Annotated in this window: 23 protein-coding genes and 1 other annotated feature; of the genes, 6 read left to right on the top strand and 17 right to left on the bottom strand. The window is 43.4% G+C overall.

What is annotated here, in order from left to right; genetic code table 11:
* Nucleotides 1-143: 143 nt before the first annotated feature.
* The 4 genes from ACJA3J_RS04960 to ACJA3J_RS04945 all read right to left on the bottom strand — a co-directional run bounded on the left by ACJA3J_RS04960 (nucleotide 144) and on the right by ACJA3J_RS04945 (nucleotide 3,538).
* Nucleotides 144-827, bottom strand: a complete 684-nt coding sequence (locus ACJA3J_RS04960; protein ID WP_244157229.1) for an RsiV family protein — start codon at nucleotides 825-827, stop codon at nucleotides 144-146.
* 157 nt (nucleotides 828-984) lie between these two features.
* The gene (locus ACJA3J_RS04955) at nucleotides 985-1,992 is read right to left on the bottom strand and encodes an aliphatic sulfonate ABC transporter substrate-binding protein (RefSeq protein ID WP_115894701.1); all 1,008 of its coding nucleotides are present in this window, start codon (nucleotides 1,990-1,992) and stop codon (nucleotides 985-987) included.
* Nucleotides 1,993-2,010: 18 nt separating this feature from the next.
* On the bottom strand, nucleotides 2,011-2,769 hold the full coding sequence (locus tag ACJA3J_RS04950) for an ABC transporter permease (RefSeq protein ID WP_089653829.1): 759 nt from the start codon (nucleotides 2,767-2,769) through the stop codon (nucleotides 2,011-2,013).
* Nucleotides 2,753-3,538 (bottom strand): ABC transporter ATP-binding protein, encoded by a 786-nt coding sequence (locus ACJA3J_RS04945; RefSeq protein WP_089653831.1) that lies wholly within the window; start codon nucleotides 3,536-3,538, stop codon nucleotides 2,753-2,755. The genes ACJA3J_RS04950 and ACJA3J_RS04945 overlap by 17 nt, the downstream gene beginning before the upstream one ends.
* Nucleotides 3,539-3,744: 206 nt before the next feature.
* On the opposite strand from ACJA3J_RS04945, the gene ACJA3J_RS04940 reads away from it, so the two are divergent.
* Both ACJA3J_RS04940 and ACJA3J_RS04935 read left to right on the top strand, forming a co-directional pair.
* Entirely contained in the window at nucleotides 3,745-4,104 is a 360-nt protein-coding gene (locus ACJA3J_RS04940; protein ID WP_089653833.1) for a Lin0512 family protein, read from the top strand.
* 123 nt (nucleotides 4,105-4,227) lie between these two features.
* The gene (locus tag ACJA3J_RS04935; RefSeq protein ID WP_089653835.1) at nucleotides 4,228-4,587 is read left to right on the top strand and encodes a Lin0512 family protein; all 360 of its coding nucleotides are present in this window, start codon (nucleotides 4,228-4,230) and stop codon (nucleotides 4,585-4,587) included.
* Nucleotides 4,588-4,636: 49 nt separating this feature from the next.
* Here ACJA3J_RS04935 and ACJA3J_RS04930 read toward each other — a convergent pair whose 3' ends face one another.
* The 6 genes from ACJA3J_RS04930 to ACJA3J_RS04905 all read right to left on the bottom strand — a co-directional run bounded on the left by ACJA3J_RS04930 (nucleotide 4,637) and on the right by ACJA3J_RS04905 (nucleotide 9,939).
* Nucleotides 4,637-5,311, bottom strand: a complete 675-nt coding sequence (locus ACJA3J_RS04930; protein WP_089653837.1) for a TraR/DksA C4-type zinc finger protein — start codon at nucleotides 5,309-5,311, stop codon at nucleotides 4,637-4,639.
* Nucleotides 5,312-5,411: 100 nt separating this feature from the next.
* The gene (locus ACJA3J_RS04925) at nucleotides 5,412-6,548 is read right to left on the bottom strand and encodes a bifunctional cystathionine gamma-lyase/homocysteine desulfhydrase (protein ID WP_089653839.1); all 1,137 of its coding nucleotides are present in this window, start codon (nucleotides 6,546-6,548) and stop codon (nucleotides 5,412-5,414) included.
* A 4-nt stretch (nucleotides 6,549-6,552) separates the two neighbouring features.
* On the bottom strand, nucleotides 6,553-7,470 hold the full coding sequence (locus ACJA3J_RS04920) for a PLP-dependent cysteine synthase family protein (RefSeq protein ID WP_406945679.1): 918 nt from the start codon (nucleotides 7,468-7,470) through the stop codon (nucleotides 6,553-6,555).
* A gap of 20 nt (nucleotides 7,471-7,490) precedes the next feature.
* Entirely contained in the window at nucleotides 7,491-7,952 is a 462-nt protein-coding gene (locus tag ACJA3J_RS04915) for an S-ribosylhomocysteine lyase (protein WP_089653843.1), read from the bottom strand.
* Between the two features lie 4 nt (nucleotides 7,953-7,956).
* A complete protein-coding gene (locus tag ACJA3J_RS04910) occupies nucleotides 7,957-8,601 on the bottom strand; it encodes a class I SAM-dependent methyltransferase (protein ID WP_089653845.1) in 645 nt (214 codons plus the stop codon).
* Nucleotides 8,602-8,766: 165 nt separating this feature from the next.
* A complete protein-coding gene (locus ACJA3J_RS04905) occupies nucleotides 8,767-9,939 on the bottom strand; it encodes a DEAD/DEAH box helicase (protein ID WP_115894699.1) in 1,173 nt (390 codons plus the stop codon).
* Between the two features lie 901 nt (nucleotides 9,940-10,840).
* Here ACJA3J_RS04905 and ACJA3J_RS04900 point away from each other — a divergent pair.
* Nucleotides 10,841-12,028: a M14 family metallopeptidase gene (locus ACJA3J_RS04900; protein ID WP_406945678.1), complete on the top strand. Its 1,188-nt coding sequence runs from the start codon at nucleotides 10,841-10,843 to the stop codon at nucleotides 12,026-12,028.
* A gap of 58 nt (nucleotides 12,029-12,086) precedes the next feature.
* On the opposite strand, the gene ACJA3J_RS04895 is transcribed toward ACJA3J_RS04900, so the two are convergent.
* The 3 genes from ACJA3J_RS04895 to ACJA3J_RS04885 all read right to left on the bottom strand — a co-directional run bounded on the left by ACJA3J_RS04895 (nucleotide 12,087) and on the right by ACJA3J_RS04885 (nucleotide 15,133).
* Nucleotides 12,087-12,425, bottom strand: a complete 339-nt coding sequence (locus tag ACJA3J_RS04895) for a hypothetical protein (RefSeq protein ID WP_406945677.1) — start codon at nucleotides 12,423-12,425, stop codon at nucleotides 12,087-12,089.
* 106 nt (nucleotides 12,426-12,531) lie between these two features.
* Nucleotides 12,532-13,905: an argininosuccinate lyase gene (gene argH / locus ACJA3J_RS04890; RefSeq protein WP_115894697.1), complete on the bottom strand. Its 1,374-nt coding sequence runs from the start codon at nucleotides 13,903-13,905 to the stop codon at nucleotides 12,532-12,534.
* Complete coding sequence (locus ACJA3J_RS04885) at nucleotides 13,898-15,133, bottom strand: argininosuccinate synthase (protein WP_115894696.1); 1,236 nt, start codon at nucleotides 15,131-15,133, stop codon at nucleotides 13,898-13,900. Before ACJA3J_RS04885 ends, argH begins: the two co-directional genes overlap by 8 nt.
* A gap of 52 nt (nucleotides 15,134-15,185) precedes the next feature.
* Nucleotides 15,186-15,398, bottom strand: a binding site (T-box leader).
* A gap of 1,005 nt (nucleotides 15,399-16,403) precedes the next feature.
* Between ACJA3J_RS04885 and queC the strand changes: the two genes are divergently transcribed.
* From queC to queE, 3 genes are read left to right on the top strand one after another with little or no spacing between them, the layout of a single operon-like run.
* Entirely contained in the window at nucleotides 16,404-17,069 is a 666-nt protein-coding gene (queC, locus tag ACJA3J_RS04880) for a 7-cyano-7-deazaguanine synthase QueC (RefSeq protein WP_115893333.1), read from the top strand.
* On the top strand, nucleotides 17,069-17,536 hold the full coding sequence (queD, locus tag ACJA3J_RS04875) for a 6-carboxytetrahydropterin synthase QueD (RefSeq protein WP_406945676.1): 468 nt from the start codon (nucleotides 17,069-17,071) through the stop codon (nucleotides 17,534-17,536). The genes queC and queD overlap by 1 nt, the downstream gene beginning before the upstream one ends.
* On the top strand, nucleotides 17,529-18,257 hold the full coding sequence (queE, locus tag ACJA3J_RS04870) for a 7-carboxy-7-deazaguanine synthase QueE (protein ID WP_115893331.1): 729 nt from the start codon (nucleotides 17,529-17,531) through the stop codon (nucleotides 18,255-18,257). Before queD ends, queE begins: the two co-directional genes overlap by 8 nt.
* Before the next feature lie 44 nt (nucleotides 18,258-18,301).
* Here the strand turns inward: queE and ACJA3J_RS04865 are convergent, their stop codons facing one another.
* The 4 genes from ACJA3J_RS04865 to ACJA3J_RS04850 form a co-directional block, all read right to left on the bottom strand.
* Nucleotides 18,302-18,469 (bottom strand): YqaE/Pmp3 family membrane protein, encoded by a 168-nt coding sequence (locus tag ACJA3J_RS04865; protein WP_089653864.1) that lies wholly within the window; start codon nucleotides 18,467-18,469, stop codon nucleotides 18,302-18,304.
* A 7-nt stretch (nucleotides 18,470-18,476) separates the two neighbouring features.
* Nucleotides 18,477-19,220 (bottom strand): phosphatase PAP2 family protein, encoded by a 744-nt coding sequence (locus ACJA3J_RS04860; RefSeq protein WP_115893330.1) that lies wholly within the window; start codon nucleotides 19,218-19,220, stop codon nucleotides 18,477-18,479.
* A gap of 488 nt (nucleotides 19,221-19,708) precedes the next feature.
* On the bottom strand, nucleotides 19,709-20,968 hold the full coding sequence (locus ACJA3J_RS04855; RefSeq protein ID WP_115893329.1) for an OFA family MFS transporter: 1,260 nt from the start codon (nucleotides 20,966-20,968) through the stop codon (nucleotides 19,709-19,711).
* A 686-nt stretch (nucleotides 20,969-21,654) separates the two neighbouring features.
* Complete coding sequence (locus ACJA3J_RS04850; RefSeq protein ID WP_406945675.1) at nucleotides 21,655-22,941, bottom strand: IS110 family transposase; 1,287 nt, start codon at nucleotides 22,939-22,941, stop codon at nucleotides 21,655-21,657.
* Nucleotides 22,942-22,984: the final 43 nt, after the last annotated feature.

The raw sequence follows: 22,984 nt of genomic DNA, 5'->3' as shown, positions 1-22,984 counted from the left end.
TCCACAAGGTTGTGCACAATGTGAGTAAACGGATTAAACAGCCTAAATACAGAGGTTCTAAACTGCATCCCTTTGTGGGTAAAACTCCCTCCACCAAATGTTAATTATGTGGATATCCTTTAAAAAACGCACTAATACACGATTCAATGTGTGGATAATGTATAGGAAGGTAAAGGAGGCACTTTTTTCTCTAATTCTTCCTTAAGAATTCCTTTTAAAGGGACTGAAATCTCAGGAGTTCCATGGACGCCAGCAGCGACTTCAAATTTATTGAATACGAGCACAAGATGGTCATCCTTCACATAAAAAGCGGTGTTATCTCTTACACCAGCAAACGGCTCTTGCAAATACATCTCCGGATCAGCTTCCAACGCTTTCTTCACTTCCTTATTTAATCGATCGATATACACGAGGTCTTTTAACTTCTTTATTGATCCCCCTCGGTCATCTTGAAAATTGATGGAAGTGACGGTTGAATTGTAGCGATTTCCCCTGGATATGTGGGAGGTCATCACTATAGAATAAAAGGTCTTTTCTTTAAATACCGATGTTTCTTCATAATAAAGATAAGGGACACCCATCATTTCTCCGGCCCCTCTCTTTACGTCTCTCAACGTATCTTCAAGTTTCTGAACGATTTGAAAATTAACGGTATCTTGAAGATCTTTACTTTCCAAGTGCTCAAACCTTGGATAATCGACATGGACTTCCCAATCTTCCGTCACTTTATCTTTATGGACAATTTTATATTCGCTTTCAGCCGTAACCGACTGCCCTGAAATCATAAGTACTCCAATGATGAAAAAAACGATTGAAAAGCGCTTCAAAGAGCATCCCTCCTGTACCTTTTAGTTTGACCTAAATTCCTAAAACTAATGGGATGTTTTAAATAATATTGGCTTTTCACATGCTGATTCCTTTTAAAGAAGAATCAAAAGAAGTCAAGAAAAAAGAGACGGTTGAAATCCCCGCCTCTTTCCTCATTCAATCAAGAAAGCTTGTGTCCACCAGACCAGTCAAGTCCGGCTTTTCTTTCAGAAACTCAAGATCATAAGAAGCATCCGCGAATTTCTGAAGGTTTTCTTCTTTCACTTCATACGTGAAATCAATACGCTCCCATGCACGATCGATAACTTCTTTTGAAAGTTCTTGATCCGTGATGTCTTTGATTTTATTAATGGCGATCTGTTTCGCTTCTTCCGGGTTTTCATTAATAAAGTCTGTCGCTTTTTTGTGAGCTTCTACGATGCTTTCCACCATATCAGGATTTTCATCCACAAGTTTTTGAGAAGTGACGAACACGGCTGCGGGCAATGTTTCACCAAAAGCAACATCCTGGGTGTCGACAAGGACTTTACCGCTTCCTTGTTCCTCTATAGAAGATGCCCAAGGTTCAGGAACGGTGGCCACATCAACATTTTTCGTCTCAAACAAGCTTGCATATGTCGCAGGTTTTCCTGTGACGTGCTTCATTTCTCCATCAATACGGTCGGATGTCAAGCCGAATTCCTCTTTCATCATCGTTTCAAATTGCACATCATGTGTACACCCTACTCTTGGTGAAACAAATGTCTTACCTGCTAAGTCTTCCGGAGATTTAATATCCGATCCTTCTCTAGCCATGATCACTGTACCACCCGTTGAGCCTGCTGCAACAACATTGACTTCCGCTCCACTTGTGAAGTGGTTCATCGCTGGGCCGGGTCCTACAAGTCCTCCTTGGATGTCACCTGTTTCGATTGCTGTCATAAACGAGGAACCATCCGGGAAGTATTGGTAGTTCACTTTTGTCCCGTCCGGCAATGTTTCAGCATACAAATCCTTCGTTTCTGCCACCATACCCGCTACGTGGTTGATATTCGGAAAGTAACCAATCGTAATTTCTTCTGTACTGCCACCATCTTCAGAATTCGCTCCAGCATCATCACTACCGCAAGCAGCGAGCACCAGACTCATGACAGTAAGTGCAACAATGGATAACCACTTTTTCATATTCTCCTCATCTCCTATCTATGATTTCAATAATCCCCAGCGTTTCCTTACATTTCTTTCTAACTTAGAAAAGACCACTTGATCGACCACGGCACCAATGACACCAATGATAATAATAATAGCAATCACTTGATCCATACGTGCATAATCCTGAGCGTACCGTAAAGAGTAACCCAATCCAGGTCCATTGCTTAACAACTCACCAGCCATAAGGGCTCTCCAACTGAAGGCCCAAGCGAGCCTGAGACCTGTCATAAAATAAGGAATACTCGATGGAACTTCCACTCTGAAAAACAAGGGAATTCCATTGGTCCCCATCGTCCTCGCAGCCCGGACCAACTGCGGGGGAACACTATAGATGGCCGTCCGTACGTTCAAAGCCATGACGAACGTACCTCCAAGGACGACAACGAATACAACGGCAAATTCAGAAAAACCAAAAAGCATGATCGCAAGCGGCACCCAAACAATGCTCGGAATACTCTGTAAGGCGATGAGATACATTCCTGCCGTTTCATCCGCCTGCTTCGATTTCCCGAGCAGGACCCCTATTACGGTCCCAAACAAAATAGCAAGGGACAAGCCCATGAATAAATGACGGAAACTCGCGCCCAATGCTTTAATGAAATCACCATCAGCAAAACCTTCGTACAAAGCGCCGGCCACTTTGATTGGTGATGGAAACACGATATCTTCAAATACACCGATGGAATACACTAACTGCCATAAACCTAAAACAACAACTAAAAATCCAATCCTCTTAATAGCTAGCTTCATGAAGTTCTTCCCTCAATACTTTATTGATTTCACCTTCCAGCAAATCCATCACCTTCCGCTCAAGCTCGATGACTCTTTCATCGTCCCTCTTCCTAGGCCGTGGAAGGTCGATGGAAAAGTCAGCGATGATCCGTCCTGGTCGTGTACCCATGACGACGACCCGATCCGATAATTTAATCGCTTCCTGAATGCTGTGGGTGACGAACAGAATGGTCTTTTGTGTCTCCTGCCAAATCTTCATCAGTTCTTCATGCAGAATATGTCTCGTCTGTTCATCCAGGGCCCCGAACGGTTCATCCATGAGTAACACTTTAGGATCCATGGCAAGGGCTCTTGCAATCGCTACCCGCTGCTGCATTCCTCCAGAAAGCTCATGGGTGTAATTTTCTTTAAATCTGCTGAGGTGGACCATCTGTAAGAAACGATCCGCTCTCTCTTCCGCCTCTTTTTTTGACCCATGCCCCTTCAAAGGAAAAAGAACATTTTCCTTTACATTCAGCCATGGAAAAAGCGACGGTTGTTGAAAGACCATTCCTCGGTCAGGTCCAGCTTTCTTAATTTCTTCTCCCTCCAACCGGATGGAACCTGATGTGACGTCTTCCAGCCCTGCAACCATTGAAAGAAGCGTCGATTTTCCACATCCGGAGGGGCCTAGGAGTGAAACAAATTGATTCTCCTCAATATTCAAATCGATTTCAGAAAAGACCTCAAAACTGCCTTCTTCTTTATCGTTAAAGGTCTTTCCGACTTCCTCCATCTTTAAAAACAATATGCCTCACCCTTATCATTATAATTCCTATCGAAATAGTATGCTTTGTGGTTATATTATTAGATTATACAGTTGAACAGAATATTGTGTCAATGGACGGTTAATATTCCTTCCACTGTCTTTAAACTCTTCATGTTTCACTTCGTTTATTACGTGTTAAACACTTAGTAAAGCAACAAAAATTTATTTAGAAGGGTGGTTAGCCAATGGATCAAATAATCTTCATTCAGACAGGTACTGGAATTGATGTTCATGGTCAAGATATTACAAAGGCATCCGTTCGCGCCATCGAGAATGCCATCCATTCAAATTCAATGCCGGGTGTCCAGGAAGCATTGCCAGAAGAATCTATGGAAAATATGAAAACCACTGTCAAACTAGCCTTACCTTGCGACATTGATGAATTAAATTACACCAAAATTAAAGAAGCGATTCCGTACGGGCAGGTGGAAATCAAGTTAATGGATGGCGGAATGCGCACGACAAGTGGCATCACTTTAAATGAAGAGGGAGATCATAACGACCAAATGTATATGGTCAATGCTTCTGTAGAAGTGGGATATTGATCTTCTAAAAGTCAGGGACTACTCCCTGACTTTTTATATAAGAATAGCGATAACGCTATGGAAATCAAAGTAGTTGCTTTTCACATTATGCTATGATGGAGAAAAAGAAAAGGTGGAATATAAGTGGAACAATTGATGTTTATTCAAACTGGAATGGGAACAGATGTGCATGGTCAAGATGTGACAAAAGCTTCAATTAGGGCCATCAAAAATGCCATACATACGAATTCCATGCCAGGAATCCGTTCTGTACTTCCTCAAAAGTCTTTAGACAATATGAAAATTAACGTGAAATTAGCATTACCCTGCGACTTGGACAAAATTGATTATGATCAAGTCAAAGAAGCCATTCCTTACGGGGAAGTTAACGTAGAAGTATTGGAAGGCGGTATGCTCACTACGAGTGGCATCGTCTTAGAGGATAAACAAGATAAAAATGACCTCATGTATATTGTCAACGCAGCAGTAGAAGTCGGATATTGAAAGAGACATTTCCATACAAAACGCCAGGGCGATCGCCCTGGCGTTTTAGTTAGTACTTATCTTCTGCTTCATCCTGACTATCCATGTATTTATCATAATGCTCATTACGCTGAAAGCTTACCCCATCAGGGCCTGTATAACCATTCATATCTGTAGATACAAAAGGCTCGAATTCTTCTACATACCCCACACCATCTTGATTATCCATTAAAGATGAATCGTCATAAGTCATGCTGCTCTGATTAAAAGAAGCTACTTGTTCATAAGCATTTTGTTCATTATACTCCGGATCATCAGCGTTACGACCATAGTTATTTTCTAAATCTGTAATCACATCTTCTTCCACAGGTCGATCTCCTGATATATCTTGATTCGACGAAGCTTTCGCAATGGTCCGTGCAGTCGGAATCGCCGCTAACCTTTCCTTCGGAATTTGTCTTCCTGTTTCTTCACAAATTCCATAGGTACCCTGTTGAATTTGTTTTAATGAGTATTGAATATCTGATAATTCTTCTTCCAAATGCCCAAGCAAGGCCATATCTTTTTCACGCTCATAAAGTTCAGTGCCTGAATCAGCTGGGTGATTGTCATATTGTGACAATTCCCCTGATGCCATATCACTTGCGAAACCTCTATCTAAGCCAAAGTGATTATTGTCAATCAAACGTTGTTCGATTTCTCTTTTACGATCTTCCAATTGTTTTTTATAATGTGTGTAATCCATGTCATCTTCACTCCTGATCGATTATCCTTTTTAGTGTGGCTCAGGTGATCAGGAGCTATACAAAAAGGAGCGCCGCTTTACAGAAGTGCTCCTTTTCCTACTACTTTCTTAATGCTTGTAAAAAATCTTCCTTCAGATCCTCGATATCTTCAAGGCCGATGGATACGCGGACGAGACCATCTGTAATGCCGAGTTCTGCACGTCGCTCTTTTGGAATAGAGGCGTGAGTCATCATCGCAGGGACTGAGATAAGACTTTCGACGGCTCCAAGGCTTTCTGCCAATGTGAAATATTTTACGTTGCGGAGAACTTGATCGGCTTTTTCTCCACTGCCGACATCAAAGCTGATCATACCGCCGTTCCCGCGCGCTTGTTTTTGGTGAACGCCGCTTCCTTTATGATGGTCGAGGCCTGGATAATAGATATCTGTCACTTCTGGAAGTTCTTGTAGAAACTCGACGAATTGTCTTGTGTTTTCTTCAATTTCTTCCATGCGGATCCCGAGGGTTTTGATTCCTCTCATAAGAAGCCATGAGTCCTGGGGACCTAAAACACCGCCAGTAGAATTCAGTACAAAATGGACATCTTCTGCAAGCTGCTCATTGTTCACTACGACAAGCCCAGCAACGACATCGCTGTGCCCTCCTAGATATTTGGTTGCACTATGCAAGACAATGTCAGCTCCAAACTCAATGGGATTTTGCCAGTATGGGGTGCTGAAGGTATTATCGACGATAAACGTCAAGTCTTGTTCATTCGCCAAAGCGGACACTTTTTCTAAGTCCGTCACTTTAAGCAACGGATTTGTTGGTGTTTCCACATAGATGGCTTTTGTACGATCCGTGATCGCTGACTTGATATTATCTACGTCACTTGTATCAATAAAGCTTGCTTCTAATCCAAAACGCTGGATGACTTTGGATACAAGACGGTACGTGCCCCCGTACACATCATCTGTAAAAATCACATGATCTCCATGATTAAAAGTCATAAGCACAGCTGTGATGGCAGCCATACCTGAACCAAAAGCGAAACCTTTGTGGCCGCCTTCTAAATCCTTGATCAGTTCTTCCAATGCAAAACGTGTCGGATTTCCCGTTCGAGAGTATTCATATCCACGATGTTGACCGACTCCATCTTGTTTGTAGGTACTCACCTGATAGATAGGAACGCTGACAGCTCCGGTCTTTTCATCCCCTGTAATTCCCCCGTGGATGAGCTGTGTTTTTTTCCTCATGTCATCACTCCTCATATATGCCTTGGCTTAAATATCGTTCGCTACTGTCCGGAAAGATGGTTACGATTCTTGCTCCTGGCTTCGCCTTTTCAGCTTCTCTCCATGCAGCTTCAAAGGCTGCTCCAGATGAACTGGCTACGAGCAAACCTTCATTTAAAGCCAGTTCTTTTACACGGCGGAAAGCTATTTCATCTGAAATGGTATGAATCGCATCAAAATAATCGGGATTCATATAAAAAGGCAGAAACTCCATTCCTATTCCCTCTGTACGGTGCGGTCCAGGTTCTCCCCCATTTAAAATGGAGCCTTCTGGTTCAACGATCACAGTTTTAACATGTTCCATTCGCTCTTTTAAATAACGGGAAGTCCCCATAAATGTACCACCAGTACCAGCACCAGCGACGAAAACATCAACATCTCCATTCATATCATTAAAAATTTCCGGTCCGAGGGTATCATAATAAGCATCTGGATTCGCTTGATTATGAAACTGCTGAGGGCTGAATGAAGAAGGAATTTCCTTGCACAATTGTTCGGCTTTCTCTATAGCGCCCTTCATCCCTTTTTCAGTAGGCGTGTTTACGACTTGAGCTCCTAAGGCTCTCATCAAAGTTTGTTTCTCTTGACTGAACTTCTCTGGTGTCACAAAAATGACGGTGATTTCTTTTCCAATCGTAGCAAGTGCAAGGCCAATTCCTGTATTTCCTGCCGTGGGTTCAATGATCGTTCCCCCAGCCTTCAACAATCCACGTTCTACCGCATCCTCAATCAGTTTTAAACCCAGACGGTCTTTGATGCTTCCGCCTGGGTTCATGAATTCAAGCTTAGCAAAAATTCTAGCTTGATTCGGGATTTCGGAATGAGTGAGTTCGATCATAGGTGTCTGACCAATTAATGATTGTATATTCTTCACGTAACCCATCGCATCCTCATCTCCCGTTATTATTGAAAAACTTCCGTCCATTCATCGCGTTTTTCCAGTAATTCTTTCGCAAGCTTCTGTGCTCCTTCAAGGCTGTGACTCGCAGCAAATCCGCACTGCACTTCATTGCAGGCAGGAACTTCGTCCGCTTCCAAAACATCCTGAAGAGTCTTCTCGATTACATCAAGCACGTTATCATAGCTGTCGTCATTCAGGATGGCAATATAGAAGCCTGTTTGGCAGCCCATCGGTCCAATATCGACAATGCGATCATGGTGATTCCGGCTGTTTTCTGCCATCAAATGCTCGAGAGAATGAAGGGCTGGCATTTCCATATGTTCCTGGTTCGGCTGCTTGATACGAAGATCATATTTGTAGATTTTATCTCCGTTTTCTCCTTCTGTCACTCCTACTAGACGTACGTAAGGGGCACTAACTTTCGTGTGGTCAAGATTAAAGCTTTCAACATTCATTTTTGGCATGTGATCATCCTTCTCCTTTTTCAGCCTGAATGAGCCAGGCGTATTTGTTCAGTTGTTCAAAATTCACCTCAAACCCGTTGAGGACAAACATCTCTCTTAGTTCTTCTAGAAATGGGTAGTATTCTTCCTGCAAATCCTGCGCTAAATTTAAAAATCCTTGTTTTTCTGCGGATATAATTAACTGTTGTTTATGTTCTTCGTTCTTAAAGATGGTGTCTATAAAAACTACTTTCCCATCATTTTCAAGACGATTTCGAAAGCTCTGAATGGCTTCGACTTTCTCACTGGTCGTCAAATGATGAAAAGCGAATGAACTGATAATGGACCGGATGGGTGTTAAGAGTTTAGGGTAATCCAGAAAGTTGCCATCATAAATAGCTGCTTCCGGGCACTTGACTTTAGCGATTCTTCGCATTTCAGAGGAAGGCTCAATGCCAAGCACGACCTTGTTCTGATCGATGACCTTTCTCGTCAAATTTGCTGTACCCACTCCGAATTCCATAACCGGGGATACGGAAAGCTCCGCTAAGCGCGCCAACATTTCATCGTACCCTTCAAACACTTCACGATATTCCGGATCTTTACCAGCCACTGTATCGTCATATGAACTCGCCCATTGGTTGAATAGGTCGACGAATTCCATCCCCATAAATTTCATCTCTCCTCATTATTTATAATTCCAATGCGTTAACTCGGAATTATGTTTATAATGTATCATATTTCATAACTCCCCTCAATGTTATTGTTTTTTATCAGTAATTTTTTTTAATGAAAAAAGCAAAAACCAGAGTCTAGAAGGGACTCTGGTTTTTGCTTATCTTCTTCGTTTTTTATGTCGGGAAGTTTTTTCTTCCTCTTTTTCTCTTTTTCCAGGGGAAAGATGCTCCATAGACCTTCTTTCTAACTTTTGTTTGATATGCTGTTCAATTTGTTTAAGAGCAGTCTTATCTTTAGGCGCAGCAAAAGTAATCGCCAACCCTTTGCCTCCTGCTCTTCCTGTTCTGCCGATCCTGTGAATATAACTTTCAGGGTCTTGTGGAATATCATAGTTGAACACATGGGTGATTCCTTCTACATCCAGGCCTCTAGCCGCTACGTCTGTAGCTACAAGGTACTGAATTTTAGCATCACGGAAACGCTGCATGACTTTCTCCCTTTTGGCTTGAGAAAGGTCACCGTGCAGCTCATCGGATTCATATCCTTTGGCGGTCAAGGCGTCATTCAACTTTTTCGCTCTGCGTTTCGTTCTACAGAAAATGACCGCAAGAAATGGTCGGTGTTCACTCATGATTTGAATAAGAGCATCTTGTTTAGCTCGATCGGTCGTTTCATATAACAGTTGTTTGATGTTAGAGACCGTCACTTTCTCTTCTTTCACTTCAATACGCTCTGGATCATGCGTGATTTTTTTTGCTAAGGAATGGACTTGTGAAGTGATTGTCGCTGAAAATAACATCGTTTGCCTTTCTGCTCCACACTGTCCAATAATCTCTTGCACATCAGGAAGAAATCCTGCTTCCAACATTTGATCGGCTTCATCAATGACAAGCTGCTGAATATTGGTCAGTTCGACAGTTTCTCGTCTTAAATGATCCAACAAACGACCTGGAGTCGCGATGACAATATGGGCTTTTCCATTCAATTTGTTCGCTTGTTTAGCTACATCCTGCCCACCATACACCGCAAGGACATGAGTTTCATCATTTTTCAGCTTGTTCACTTCATGAGTGATCTGCAAAGCTAATTCTCTTGTCGGGGTGATGATTAAAGCTTGAACAGTTCCCAAGGACGGGTCTACCTTTTCTAAAATAGGCAAAACAAATGCGAACGTCTTCCCTGTCCCGGTCTGTGCTTGGGCAATGATGTCTTTTCCATCCATTAGAGGTGGAATCGCACGTTCCTGTACAGGAGTCGGAGAAGCAATCCCCTGCTTCTGCAGCTTTTCAGTCAACTCTTTCGATATTCCTAATTTTTCAAATGGTTTCATCTATTATTCACTACTTTCTATAAAATTAATTCCGTCATTCATCCCACATAAGCTCCCGATTGTGGAAGACTCAGTTTCGAGACTTTTGTTGAGTGGATGGGGGCTGCGGGGAATAGCTCGCTTTCCGCGGGAGCGCGGTGAGCCTCCTCGGACTACGTCCTGTGGGGTCTCACCAAGCACTTTTTTCCTCTTAGGTATCCGGTTCCGGCGCCTAGCTGCTAGTGAGACTTCCCTCGCTTCTGTACGATAAGTCAACATCGAATCCCTACGTTCTTCGTGTTTCCTTTATCTCCGCCAGCTCAGTCCAGTCCATACGCCGCTGATCGAGGCGCCTCCACACTTAAGATAGGAGTCTCGCCATTCCCCTCCGCCCTTTGCCATATAAGTATCTCGAAACCACTTCCGGAATAAGCCGCTTTTATGCCCATGGTAATTGGAAGGGAATGAACTCCTAAGGACGCTATTCTGCATACGAAAAGCTTGTTATAGAGCGCTTTATGCTTATAACAACAGGATAGTGGAAGGCACCCTCACACAGTAAAGGGGTTCGTTTCTCATCTTCATGGAATGGGGTGGTTGGGAAGCTGCGAGACTCCCGTGGGAGAAGGAGACAGGCGAGATCCCGCAGGGCGGTAGCCCGAGGAAGCTCGGCGCTCCCCCACAGGAAAGCGAGTTGCTTCCCAGCCACCCCTGACGCGCAACTCAGCAACGAACCCCAAAACATCTCGAAACTGAGTCTTCCACAATCCTGCCAGTTAGTTGAAGAAGACCATTCCTTTATTGTACCTGAAAAAAGATCGTTATGTTGGGATTGTAGAAAATTGAAGGCGAGATGTTCGTTCATTAATTGAGCTATTTTCCATATAGTTATAAAAAGGACTGTAAAAAAGGAGGGGCTCTTATGGACGTTAAAGTAAGAAGTGGGGACACGTTATGGTACTATTCGAATCTTTTTAACGTACCGTTGGATTTAATCATAGATTCTAATCCACAAGCGGACCCATCTTCACTTCAGATTGGACAAACCATTCGTATCCCCGGCTATGAAACGAGTCAATATCGGATACAATCCGGAGATACTTTTTGGAAAATCGCCAGCGAGCGTCGTATTTCATTAGATGCGATTGCTTTATTAAACCCTTCCGTCAATCCTAGAATGCTTCAAATCGGTCAGGTTTTATTCCTTCCCGTTCAAGTAACCTATAGAGTTGTAGATGGAAACCGTCCTTATGATTTCAACGTGCTCACAACTGATTTGAATGAACTTTACGAACTCTACCCGTTTGTTAGAAGAGAGACGATTGGAAGTAGTGTGATGGGAAAAGATCTTGTTGAACTTCAAATCGGCCGTGGTCCGAAAGTTGTGCATTGGAACGGCTCGTTTCATGCAAATGAATGGATTACCACAGCAGTGATCATGCAATTTCTTAATGACTACTTGCTGGCCTTAACAAATAAAGAGACCATTCGAGGGCTGGAAATCGACCCTTTTTACAATGAAGTGACACTCTCCATTGTTCCCATGGTCGACCCTGATGGTGTAGACCTCGTTTTGAACGGACCGCCTGAAGGGGAATTTGGGGAGTTGGCACTAACTATCAATGACGGGAACACTGATTTCTCTGGCTGGAAAGCAAATATTCGCGGAGTGGATTTGAATAACCAATACCCTGCCAAATGGGAAGTGGATGCAGCAAGAAAACCAACCTCCCCTGCGCCAAGAGATTTCCCTGGCTATCAACCATTGACGGAGCCTGAGACGGTTGCAATGGCTGAGCTTGCCGGTGCCCGTAATTTCGAAAAGATGCTTGCTTTCCATACACAAGGAGAAGTAATTTATTGGGGATATGAGGGGCTTGAACCTCCTCGCTCCATGACGATTGTCAACGAATTTGAAAGAGTCAGCGGTTACAAACCCATCCGTTATGTAGATAGTTTTTCCGGCTATAAGGACTGGTTTATACAGGATTTCCGACAACCTGGCTTCACTGTAGAACTTGGGCTTGGAGTAAATCCTCTACCTCTTGAACAGTTTGATGAAATCTACCAGGAAACAATGGGGATCTTTTTGGCAAGTTTGTACATGTAGACACAATGGAAAGTTTCTAACAAAACCCCTGCGGAATTTAGTCTCCGCAGGGGTTTTGTTAGAAATCTTTTTTGTCCATATGACCATTGTGATCTTTGATCACTTGAATGGCCCGATCGTACTCCTCTTCTTTTACAGAAAAATGAAGTACGTGGGTCAAATGCTTTTTATCAGATAGTGCACTATCACGGTCATGCTTAGGGGAGACGACCTCTGTAAAGTTAAACGTTCCTCCACCTGAATTCGTTGAACCTGCCACAGGGACAATTGGGGTCATATCTGTATCCTCAGGAATCGCTTCTACTGTATCCTTATCAACCGATAAAGATTGCAACGATGCTTTTGCACTTTCTGCATCATTTTCTGTTGAAAAGTAAGCTTGAATGGTCTTCGCCATACGATCATCCCTCTCTATAAAAGGTAGTATGGTTATATTATCCTTCCCTCCTCATTTTCAAACCCTTGACGAACCTCTGGGTGGGCCAAAGAAAAGAACACCTCTCCTACGAGAGATGTTCTTTTGCCAATTGGATTTGTTTATTCACTTGATCGAATCCTGTTCCACCCTCACTGTTACGGGCAGCTACGACTTGGTTCGGATTCAATTTTTCAAAAATATCCGCTTCAAAAAGTGGGGAGAAATCCTGGTATTCCTCCAGGGTCAGATCCAACAAATATTTTTCTTGTTGAATAGAATACAAAACAATTTTCCCGATCACTTCATGCGCTTCTCTGAACGGCATGCCTTTGACTGCCAAATAATCCGCTATATCTGTGGCATTCGAATAATCTTCATTTACAGCATTCTTCATTTGATCCCCTTTAACATGCATCGATGCAAGCATCGGCGCTAACAAAGACAAGGCTCCTTCAAGAGTCTCAACCGTATCGAACATCCCCTCTTTGTCTTCCTGCATATCTTTGTTGTAAGCGAGAGGCAGCCCTTTCAGTAAGGTGAGCAATCCCATCAAATGCCCATAGATTCTTCCCGTTTTTCCACGGAGGAGTTCTGGAACATCAGGGTTCTTCTTCTGAGGCATGATGCTTGAACCTGTACAAAAGGCATCATCCAATTCAACGAATTGAAACTCCTGGCTTCCCCATAAAATCATCTCTTCGGACAAGCGTGAAATGTGTGTAATCATAATAGAGGAAATAGATAAGAACTCAAGTATAAAATCACGATCACTGACGGCATCCAATGAATTCGGATAAGGCTGATCGAACCCTAAAGCATCGGATGTCATTTGTCTGTCAATCGGATAGGGCGTTCCTGCAAGAGCCGCAGCCCCAAGCGGAGACCAGTTGATCCGCTTCAAACTATCCTGCAAACGTTCCTTATCCCTTTCAAACATCCAAAAGTAAGCCATTAAATGGTGACCAAAAGAGACGGGCTGGGCACGCTGCAAATGGGTGTACCCCGGCAGAATGGTTTCCACATGCTTCTCCGCCTGCTCCACTAAGGACGATTGAACCGCCTCTACCAGCTCCATCAATCCATTCGTTTTTTCACGTAAATAAAGGTGCATATCTGTCGCCACTTGATCGTTCCGGCTTCTTCCGGTATGCAACTTCCCTCCGACCGGTCCGATCTCATCAATGAGCAGTTTTTCTATATTCATGTGAATATCTTCGTGCTCCACAGAAAAAGTGACGTCCCCTTTTTTCACCTTCTCTTTGATCGTAAGCAGCCCTTCCTTGATTTGCATCACTTCACTCATTTCGATAATGTCACACGCACCGAGCATTTCCACATGAGCGATACTACCTTCGATATCCTGTAATGCCAGCTTTTGATCAAAAGTGATGGAAGAGGTGTACTCTTCCACCAATTTATTTGTGGGCTTTGTAAACCGGCCGCCCCATAGTTTAGTCATGCTGGCTCACCACCGCTTGGTCAAGTAACTTCTCTCCTTTATGAACGTCTGCATGGACTTTTGTCGGCAGTCCCCACAACTTAATGAATCCGACAGCTGCATTATGATCAAACGCATCTTCTTTCGAATAAGTGGAAAGTTCTTCATTATATAGACTGACCGGTGATTTCTTACCAATCACTGTATGGTGTCCCTTGAACAACTTCACTCTAACGGTTCCTGTGACAACCTGCTGTGTCGAATCAATGAATGCAGATAGAGCCGGTTGTAGTGGTGAATACCATAGACCATCGTATATGATTTTGGAAAGCTGCTGATCAACATTAGCTTTATATTGGGAAACCTCTCTTGTTTGTGTCAAAAATTCCAGTTCTTTATGGGCATTGATCAAAATCATAGCTCCAGGGTTTTCATACACTTCTCTCGATTTAATTCCTACAAGACGATTTTCTGTATGATCAATTCTACCAACCCCATGTTTGCCGCCGAGTTCGTTCAAGTACTCAATTAAAGGAACAAGATCCATTTTTTCTCCGTTCAATCCGACTGGCTTTCCTTCTATGAAATCAATCTCAATGGTATCCGGCTGATCTGGCGTCTCTTCAATCGGATTGGTCCAGGCATATGCCGCTTCCGGAGCTTCTTTCCAAGGATCTTCAAGAACTCCTGCTTCACAAGCACGCCCCCAGATGTTTGCATCAATAGAGAATGGGTTTTCTAGATTGACAGGAACCGGGATTCCTTTTTCTTCTGCATAAATGATTTGTTCATCACGTGTCATTCCCCATTCACGAACAGGAGCAATGACTTCAAGATCAGGATTCAATGCCTGTATGGAAACTTCAAAACGCACCTGGTCGTTTCCCTTTCCTGTACAACCGTGAGCGACAGCGACCGCTCCCTCCTGCTCTGCCACTTCAACGAGCAGTTTAGAGATGAGCGGGCGGGAAAGAGCAGAAGATAATGGATACTTCCCTTCATAAAGAGCATTTGCTTTAAGAGCCGGCATCAAATATTCTTCAGCCAATATCTCTTTGGCATCTACCATAATTGCCTTGATCGCTCCTACATCCAGCGCCTTTTTACGAATGGTTTCCAAGTCTTTCCCTTCACCAACATCCAATCCTAGAGCGATCACATCATACCCATACTTTTCTTGAATCCACTTAACAGAAATCGATGTGTCCAATCCACCGGAATAAGCTAATACTACTTTTGGTTTTGTCATATTAATAACCTCCTCGTTTATTGTCCATAAAAAAATCCGTCTCCTACCTGGGGTAAGAGACGGATTTTGAATCATCCGCGGTGCCACTCTCATTGTCTGTATGTCAGACCAACTCGAAGCTGATAACGGGGGCTCCCGGTTCTGGCTACTTTATTCACCGAACATCTCAGAAGTGCGTTTCCGTATCAATCCGTCACCAGGCTTCCACCACCCCCGGCTCGCTGTCGACCAACTTCATACGTACTCTCTTCGTCCACGAATGTATTTTTATAATGAATTGTTTATAATTATACAAAATCATATGCAGAAGTCAACACATAAAATACATTCATAGAAAAAGTTTTTTTCAGATTGCCATTTTCATAGCCTTATATTCAACTAAAGATCCCGATTGTGGAAGACTCAGTTTCGAGACTTTTGTTGAGTGAATGGAGGCTGCGGGGAATGGCTCGCTTTCCGCGGGAGCGCGGTGAGCCTCCTCGAGCTTCGCTCTGCGGGGTCTCACCAAGCACTTTTTTCCTCTTAGTTATCCGGTTTCGGCGCCTAGCGGCTAGTGAGACTTCCCTCGCTTCTGTACGATAAGTCAACATCGAATCACTCCGTTCTTCGTGTTTCCTTTATCTCCGCCAGCTCAGTCCAGTCCATACGCCGCTGATCGAGGCGCCTGCACACTTAAAGTAGGAGTCTCCCCATTTCCCTCCGCCCCTCTACCATATATGTGTCTCGAAAGCACTTCCGGGATAAGATGTTTTTACTCATAAGGAAAATAGAGCTATATGATTTTCCATAACCGCTATTCTGGATGAAAAAGCTTGCTATAGAGCGATTTATAACTATAAATCAGGAAATGTGAAAGACATTCATCCTCGGGAAAGGGGTTCGTTTCACGTATGCATCGAATGGGGTGGTTGGGAAGCTGCGAGACTCCCGTGGGAGAAGGAGATAGGCGAGATCCCGCAGGACGTAGTCCGAGGAAGCTCGGCGCTCCCCCACAGGAAAGCGAGTAGCTTCCCGACCACCCCTGACGCTCAACACAGCAACGAACCTTTGAAATCCTGCCATAAAGAAAGTACAGGGTTTCCAGGGGCATATTCTCGTGTTAAGATGAGTAGGGTAAATTAAATAAAGTCTGCTTCAGGGCAGGAGAGGTTCTAGCGACACCCTCTATAAAAAACTAAGGATGGAACTGTACCTTGCCTTAGGTGCGGTTTTTTTAATGGTTTTGGGTGTGTAGAATTCTCTTTTTCGATGATGAAAGGAGAATTTTTTAATGGAAAAAAATAATAAAGCTGTGGTTGTATTCAGCGGCGGCCAGGACAGTACGACTTGTTTGTTCTGGGCATTGAAGAAGTTCGATTCCGTTGAGGTCGTTACTTTCGATTACAACCAACGTCATAAAGAAGAAATTGAAGTGGCGAAAGAAATTGCTGAAGATCAGCAGGTTCGCCATCATATCCTTGATATGTCTTTACTTAACCAACTTGCCCCTAATGCTTTAACCAGGGATGATATTGAAGTGAAAGATGGCGAAGATGGGGAACTTCCTTCTACCTTTGTACCGGGAAGGAATCAATTATTCTTGTCTTTCGCCACAATTCTTGCACGGCAAATCGGCGCGAAACATATTGTTACAGGGGTTTGTGAGACAGACTTCAGCGGTTATCCAGACTGCCGCGATGTCTTTGTTAAATCCTTGAATGTCACACTGAATCTATCGATGGATGATGAATTCGTTATTCATACCCCACTTATGTGGCTGGACAAAGCAGAAACATGGGAAATGGCTGATGATTTGGATGCCTTTGACTACGTCCGTGAAAAAACGTTGACTTGCTACAACGGTATCCGAGGGGATGGCTGCGGGGAATGCCCGGCTTGTGAACTTCGCAGGAATGGCCTTCATACTTACCTCGCTAAAAAAGAGGTGACCAAATAATGTACGGGTTTACGATTGTTGAAAACTTGCAGAAAATGGATCAGGACATCAAACATCATGAGTTAAAATACCACCAAAAGCGAGTACTCGTCAGCAAAGAATTCACTTTTGACGCTGCTCACCACCTGCATTGTTATGAAGGAAAATGTAAAAATCTCCATGGACATACGTATAAAGTGATTTTTGGCGTCAGCGGCTTTGTGGATGACATTGGGCTTGTCATCGATTTTGGTGACATCAAGAAAATTTGGAAAGAACAGATCGAGGTCCATCTCGATCACAGGTATTTGAATGATACACTGCCGAACATGAATACAACAGCTGAAAATATGGTCGTTTGGATTTATGAAAAAATGGAAGAAGCTTTGAAAGATGATCCGAATAAGTGTCGTGTTGAATTTGTAAAACTTTACGAAACACCGACAAGTTTCGCAGAAGCAAGACGGGAGTGGATGATGGATGAATAAATTCCCCGTTCTCGAAATCTTTGGCCCTACGATCCAAGGCGAGGGAATGGTTGTCGGGAGAAAAACGATGTTTGTCCGTACAGCCGGATGTGATTACAGTTGTTCGTGGTGCGATTCCGCTTTTACATGGGATGGAAGCGCCAAGCATGACATCGAGCGGTTAACTTCCGAAGAAATTGTGACCCGACTGATCGACACCGGTGGAGAGCAATTCGATCATGTCACAATATCAGGTGGTAACCCTGCCCTCTTAAAAAATTTACATGAGCTTATCGTCCCTCTTCATGAAAGAGGAATTGAAGTGGCCCTTGAGACACAGGGCAGCCGTTGGCAGGAATGGTTCACTCAAATTGATGACCTGACTATCTCTCCTAAACCACCCAGCTCCGGGATGAAAACGGATTGGAACATTCTCGATGATATCTTAATCCGCTTGGAAGGCGCTGACCGACTTCAAAACACTAGTATAAAAGTGGTCATTTTTAATAAAGAGGACTTGAGCTATGCTGAAAAAGTCCATGAGCATTATCCCAATGTGCCCTTCTTTTTACAAGTCGGAAATGATGATTTGGAAGAAAACGAAGCAGGAACATTAGCCAGCCACCTCCTTGATCAATACGAATGGCTCATTGATCAAGTTGTTGCCTCATCCAAGCTGAATAAAGTCCGCGTTCTCCCACAAGTGCATGCACTTGTCTGGGGGAATAAACGAGGAGTATAAAAGAAAAAGCCTGACCGCATCACACATGCGGTCAGGCTTTTTGCTTATCCACGTTTTTTGCTGTCGTAATGACCCTTCACTACTACGGCCGCGTGGACCGCTCCTGGAACATAAAAAATCAAAGTTAAAATTAAATTCAATAGAGCCTTTAGTGGTTTTCCTGTAAACAATACAGCTAAAGGTGGTAAAAATATGGCTAGTATATACAACATGGTTGAATCATCCTTTCTCTTGCTTCCTTTCAGTTTTCCCTTTTGAAAGGGTTTGAACACTCCCTGATTGTCTCCTTCTCTGATTCCATATCGTGATTTCCAGTGCCGCTATGCAAACGAGCAGCCATGCAAGACCGAATAACATGCCTCCAACGACATCCGTAAGAAAGTGCACCCCTAGATAAACTCTAGAAAGACCGATAAGTGCAATTAACATTCCAAGCGCTATATTTACCGTCCATTTCCAAGGTTTCTTCAAAGGGCTGATTACGATTAAGTAAATGAGAAAGCCGTAAAAAACGACGGATCCTGTTGTATGTCCACTCGGGAAGCTGAAACCCGTCCCATCATATTCCGCCAGCACTTCTGGACGTTGGCGTTCGAAGGAAACCTTCAGCAATTTGGTCAAAGCACTGATGCCGATCATGACGATGGCAAAATAAATACCTACCCACCGGCTGAACGGAGAAAAAAACAATAAAAAGATAAGTAATGCTACAGAGGCTATGGATATGAATAAAACGGAGCCCAAGTCTGTCGTCCATCCCCAAAACGTATCCATCCACGGGGTAGTAATTGACCTCACTACATCTGTCGCTGTCTCGTCCACAAAGAATTTTTCCTGTTCAAGGACATCTGCCGCAAGCTCAGTAAAGAAATAAACGGCTCCGCCTACCAATGCGAAGCCCGCCAAAATAATAATAATAGACGCTTTCGAAAGGTCTGAAAGCTTCGTTCCTGAAAACAACATCACAATTCCTCCTGACTGCCAATGACTCTTAATTCAACCCTTCCCCTAATCGCTATCGATTAACCTTGAAATGCAATCCTCAGTGCTCTCTGGTCGCAAATCAAGCTTCTGTTATGAAAAACAAAATGAACCGTTCCTATTGCTTTCACACGTAAAAACTAGACCTGTGACTAGTCTTACCTTTTAATCATAAATGAAACCATGAGCATCATTCATAATCGAATGCGCGCCCGCTTCTCCCTCTTAGCCAATCAACAATCTTCTTCCTTGTAAAAAGATAAGCCATTAAGAGTATGATTCAGTCTTCCATTGATAAGAACCGTGGAAAAACAATGGAGGAAGGATGATCTCATTCATTTGTAACCACTGTTTTCTGTACAACTTTCTGACTTTCCCTTCTGTTCATCCGTCCTTTTTTTCATTTATAATAGATGGTTTCAAAAACGAAAACTCGGATGCTGTCCCTGCATCCGAGTTTCGTTTTTAATTTATGCTGTTTTCTCTTTGTTCATTAATGCTTTTCGCTTTTTCTGTTCATCGACCTTGGTCAGAATAGATACCACCAAGGCGATGACGAATAGACCAGAGAAGAAAATGAGGCTGTTCTCATAGCTTCCTGTCGTATCTTTCATCCAAGCTGCAAAGATAGGACCAGCAAGTCCGGCAGCCGCCCAAGCGGTCAAAATATAGCCATGAATGGCACCAAGTTCTTTTGTTCCAAACAAGTCCCCGATAAACGCGGGGATGGTAGCAAAGCCGCCACCATAACAAGTGTAAATAATAGAAAAAGCAATAACAAAAATCCAAGTCGCGGTTGTCCAAGGAAGAACAAGGAATAAACCGATCTGCAGAACAAAGAAAGTAATATAAGTATTCGCACGACCTATATAATCGGAGGCACTTGCCCAACCGATTCTTCCGAGTCCATTGAAAACCCCCATCACACCCACGAGAGTGGCTGCAGTGGCTGTCGATACCCCGACACTTTCCTCCAACAATGGTTTAGCTGCAGAAATAACAGCGATCCCACAAGTGACATTAATAAATAACATTGTCCAGAGGTAATAAAAACGCTTGGTCTTTAACGCTTCCTTTGCACGCAAGTTTGCTAAATCTTGATTTTCCGTATCCGTTTCCTTATCTGGATCATAGCCTTTAGGTGTCCAACCTTCTGGAGGGCGGGACATGTAAAGGGACGAACCAATCATAACGACAAAATAACTGATTCCCAAAATATAAAAGGTAGATGCAATTCCAACTGAATTGATAAGAAAATCCATTAATGGACTGGCGATAGCGGCTGCAAACCCGAAGCCCATAATCGCCATCCCTGTTGCCAAACCTCTACGGTCAGGGAACCATTTTACTAAAGTAGAAACAGGTGCGATATAACCGACACCTAAACCTATTCCTCCAAGCACCCCGTAAAATATGTACAGCATCCATAATGATCCTGCGCTTACAGCGATTCCTGACCCGGCCACACCAATCCCGAAAAAGATGGCAGCTGTGATTCCGGCGACCCTCGGTCCATACTTTTCCACAAACCATCCTAAAAAGGCTGCAGATAATCCTAAAAATAAAATTGCAATACTGAAGGTCAGCTGAACTTGACTTGCTGACCAGCCAAATTCTTCGCTCAGTGGGCCTGTAAAGTTACTCCAGGCATAAACAGAACCGATAGATATATGAATCCCTACCGCTCCTAAGGCGATCAACCATCTGTTCTTTACTTTTCTTTCTGACATTTTTTCACCTCTTTATCATTAATTACCTGTCTTTTTCCTATAATCTCAAATTCTAAACAAAATTCCATTTATTATGACACATTCTGTCCATATTCTTCCTCATTTGGATTATTTCCTGGACAATAAAAAAACACCTCCTATCCAGAAAGTGTCCATTAAGTATAAGCTCCCGTTTGTGTAAGACTCAGTTTCGAAATAACCGGGGTTCGTTTGCCATATTAAGAGTCAGGGGTGGTTGGGAAGCAGCTCGCTTTCCTGCGGGGATGGCGGAGAGCCTCCCTCAGTAAACGGATTCGTTCTCAAAAATCCTTGGTTTTTCTCTGGTATTCTTCTTCTTTGAATATTGAAACATAGGTCATTCATTCAAATATATTCCATTTTTTAATGAATATGGAATACGTATAGGCGCTTAAACAGACTGGAGAGGTTAAGTTCCAGTAAATGGGTTTTATAATCGCACCTTGGATCTCCACATTAAACATGGTGGTGGACCCTCCCATATCTCTCGGCGTCTGTGCGCGCAAATTCCTTCGTTCGACCTGACCATGTGTGGATGCCGGAAAAGCTCCTCGGGTGGGTCTGTGCCCTAATGCTCGGAATGTGACCAGCTTATCCGTGCTTCAATTGTAAGAAGATCAAAAACCATTGTTAAACCAAATTCATAATAAGACACGAAACGTCTATAGTTAGGCGGCTGCCTGTTCTTGAGAAAGATGAGGGATATCTCGAAGCATTCGTTCTTCACTAAACGCGCGTTGTCGGGTTCCCATCATAAAGAAGATCTTAATAAGCTTACGACCAATGGCGACGTAGGCTTGCTTTCCCGTCAATGGATTTTGCGGCCGGTCTCTAAAATACCGATATAATACGTGGAACCCGTCATTGTTTTGCGCTAAAGGACGAGCGACTTTATACAAGATGGATCGCAATTTCCGCCTGCCCCGTTTGGTAATTGTCGTCTGTCCTGCGTATTTGCCTGATTGGTTCATCATGATGTTGAGTCCCGCTAATTTAATAATTTGGCGTGGATCTCTATAGTTTGAGAGGTCACCAACTTCAGCGAAAAAACCAGCGACGGACATTGGACCGACACCTTTAATCGCAATCATAAGGTCTGCGCCAGGGATTTGTAGAACGAGCTCTTCCAGTTGATCCTGAAGACGATCAAGACGTTTCTCCAATTCTCTATACTGATCCGCAAGAAAACGGAGTTCTTCTCTAGCCATACCCAGACCGGTTTTTATTCCTACACTAGAGGCCGCGGCTTCTTTAAGTTTTTGAACGGTAACACGTGGTGTGCCCTTGTACACATTCGTCTTAAGCTCTTGAAGGAGATCCTCTTCTGTCCTTTGACAAAGGTCTCCCGGGAGATAACCTTGGTCTAAAATATAGGAAGCTGTTTTCCCTGTCCACTTACTAAATACGGTGAGAAACTCTGGGAAATAGCGATCCAAAAGATTATGCATTTGCGCTTTGATGGATGAAAGGTCTTCCTGAATCATATCGTGAAGCTTCATCCCTTCGCGCAACTCGGCATAAACCCCTTCAGGCATTGTCGGCTCATGATAACGACCGTCGCGAATGATTTGGGCGATGACCTTCGCATCCTTCGTATCATTTTTCGTAGGCGAATCATCATCCATCTCTTTCATGCGCTGAACTTTCATAGGATTTACAACGACAGGCGTTAGTCTCTGTTCTTTTAGATAGTGTGCTAAGTTCAGCCAGTAATGGCCGGTAGGTTCCATCCCAATCATGACTTGGGTACGTCCTGTTTGCGCTTTTAAAGCCTGAATCCATTTCTGTAACTTTTGAAAACCTTCTAGTGAATTGGAGAAAACCATGCGTTTGGCAAGGTCAACCCCACGATCATCCACCGTTCGGGCCACGTGTTTGTGTTTCGCCACGTCCACCCCTATAGCGATCGTGTGTTCATTGGTTTGCATTATTCTTTGATTTTGTGTAGTATCCATAATTGAAGTCTCCCTTCGGTACTTAATTCGAGGTCATGCATGA

The organism is Halobacillus sp. SY10, assembly GCF_045401165.1.
GTDB classification, from domain to species: Bacteria; Bacillota; Bacilli; order Bacillales; family Halobacillaceae; genus Halobacillus; species Halobacillus aidingensis.
Note: the sequence above shows the minus strand (reverse complement) of the source record. Positions and strands in the feature narration are given on the sequence as shown.

Excerpts from the sequence above, each read along its gene's own strand:
- ACJA3J_RS04955 (WP_115894701.1), bottom strand. The coding sequence starts at position 1,992 with ATGAAAAAGTGGTTATCCATTGTTGCACTTACTGTCATGAGTCTGGTG.
- ACJA3J_RS04950 (WP_089653829.1), bottom strand. The coding sequence starts at position 2,769 with ATGAAGCTAGCTATTAAGAGGATTGGATTTTTAGTTGTTGTTTTAGGT.
- ACJA3J_RS04940 (WP_089653833.1), top strand. The coding sequence starts at position 3,745 with ATGGATCAAATAATCTTCATTCAGACAGGTACTGGAATTGATGTTCAT.
- ACJA3J_RS04930 (WP_089653837.1), bottom strand. The coding sequence starts at position 5,311 with ATGGATTACACACATTATAAAAAACAATTGGAAGATCGTAAAAGAGAA.
- ACJA3J_RS04925 (WP_089653839.1), bottom strand. The coding sequence starts at position 6,548 with ATGAGGAAAAAAACACAGCTCATCCACGGGGGAATTACAGGGGATGAA.
- ACJA3J_RS04920 (WP_406945679.1), bottom strand. The coding sequence starts at position 7,470 with ATGGGTTACGTGAAGAATATACAATCATTAATTGGTCAGACACCTATG.
- ACJA3J_RS04915 (WP_089653843.1), bottom strand. The coding sequence starts at position 7,952 with ATGCCAAAAATGAATGTTGAAAGCTTTAATCTTGACCACACGAAAGTT.
- ACJA3J_RS04910 (WP_089653845.1), bottom strand. The coding sequence starts at position 8,601 with ATGGGGATGGAATTCGTCGACCTATTCAACCAATGGGCGAGTTCATAT.
- ACJA3J_RS04905 (WP_115894699.1), bottom strand. The coding sequence starts at position 9,939 with ATGAAACCATTTGAAAAATTAGGAATATCGAAAGAGTTGACTGAAAAG.
- ACJA3J_RS04900 (WP_406945678.1), top strand. The coding sequence starts at position 10,841 with ATGGACGTTAAAGTAAGAAGTGGGGACACGTTATGGTACTATTCGAAT.
- ACJA3J_RS04895 (WP_406945677.1), bottom strand. The coding sequence starts at position 12,425 with ATGGCGAAGACCATTCAAGCTTACTTTTCAACAGAAAATGATGCAGAA.
- argH (WP_115894697.1), bottom strand. The coding sequence starts at position 13,905 with ATGACTAAACTATGGGGCGGCCGGTTTACAAAGCCCACAAATAAATTG.
- ACJA3J_RS04885 (WP_115894696.1), bottom strand. The coding sequence starts at position 15,133 with ATGACAAAACCAAAAGTAGTATTAGCTTATTCCGGTGGATTGGACACA.
- queC (WP_115893333.1), top strand. The coding sequence starts at position 16,404 with ATGGAAAAAAATAATAAAGCTGTGGTTGTATTCAGCGGCGGCCAGGAC.
- queD (WP_406945676.1), top strand. The coding sequence starts at position 17,069 with ATGTACGGGTTTACGATTGTTGAAAACTTGCAGAAAATGGATCAGGAC.
- queE (WP_115893331.1), top strand. The coding sequence starts at position 17,529 with ATGAATAAATTCCCCGTTCTCGAAATCTTTGGCCCTACGATCCAAGGC.
- ACJA3J_RS04865 (WP_089653864.1), bottom strand. The coding sequence starts at position 18,469 with ATGTTGTATATACTAGCCATATTTTTACCACCTTTAGCTGTATTGTTT.
- ACJA3J_RS04860 (WP_115893330.1), bottom strand. The coding sequence starts at position 19,220 with ATGTTGTTTTCAGGAACGAAGCTTTCAGACCTTTCGAAAGCGTCTATT.
- ACJA3J_RS04855 (WP_115893329.1), bottom strand. The coding sequence starts at position 20,968 with ATGTCAGAAAGAAAAGTAAAGAACAGATGGTTGATCGCCTTAGGAGCG.
- ACJA3J_RS04850 (WP_406945675.1), bottom strand. The coding sequence starts at position 22,941 with ATGGATACTACACAAAATCAAAGAATAATGCAAACCAATGAACACACG.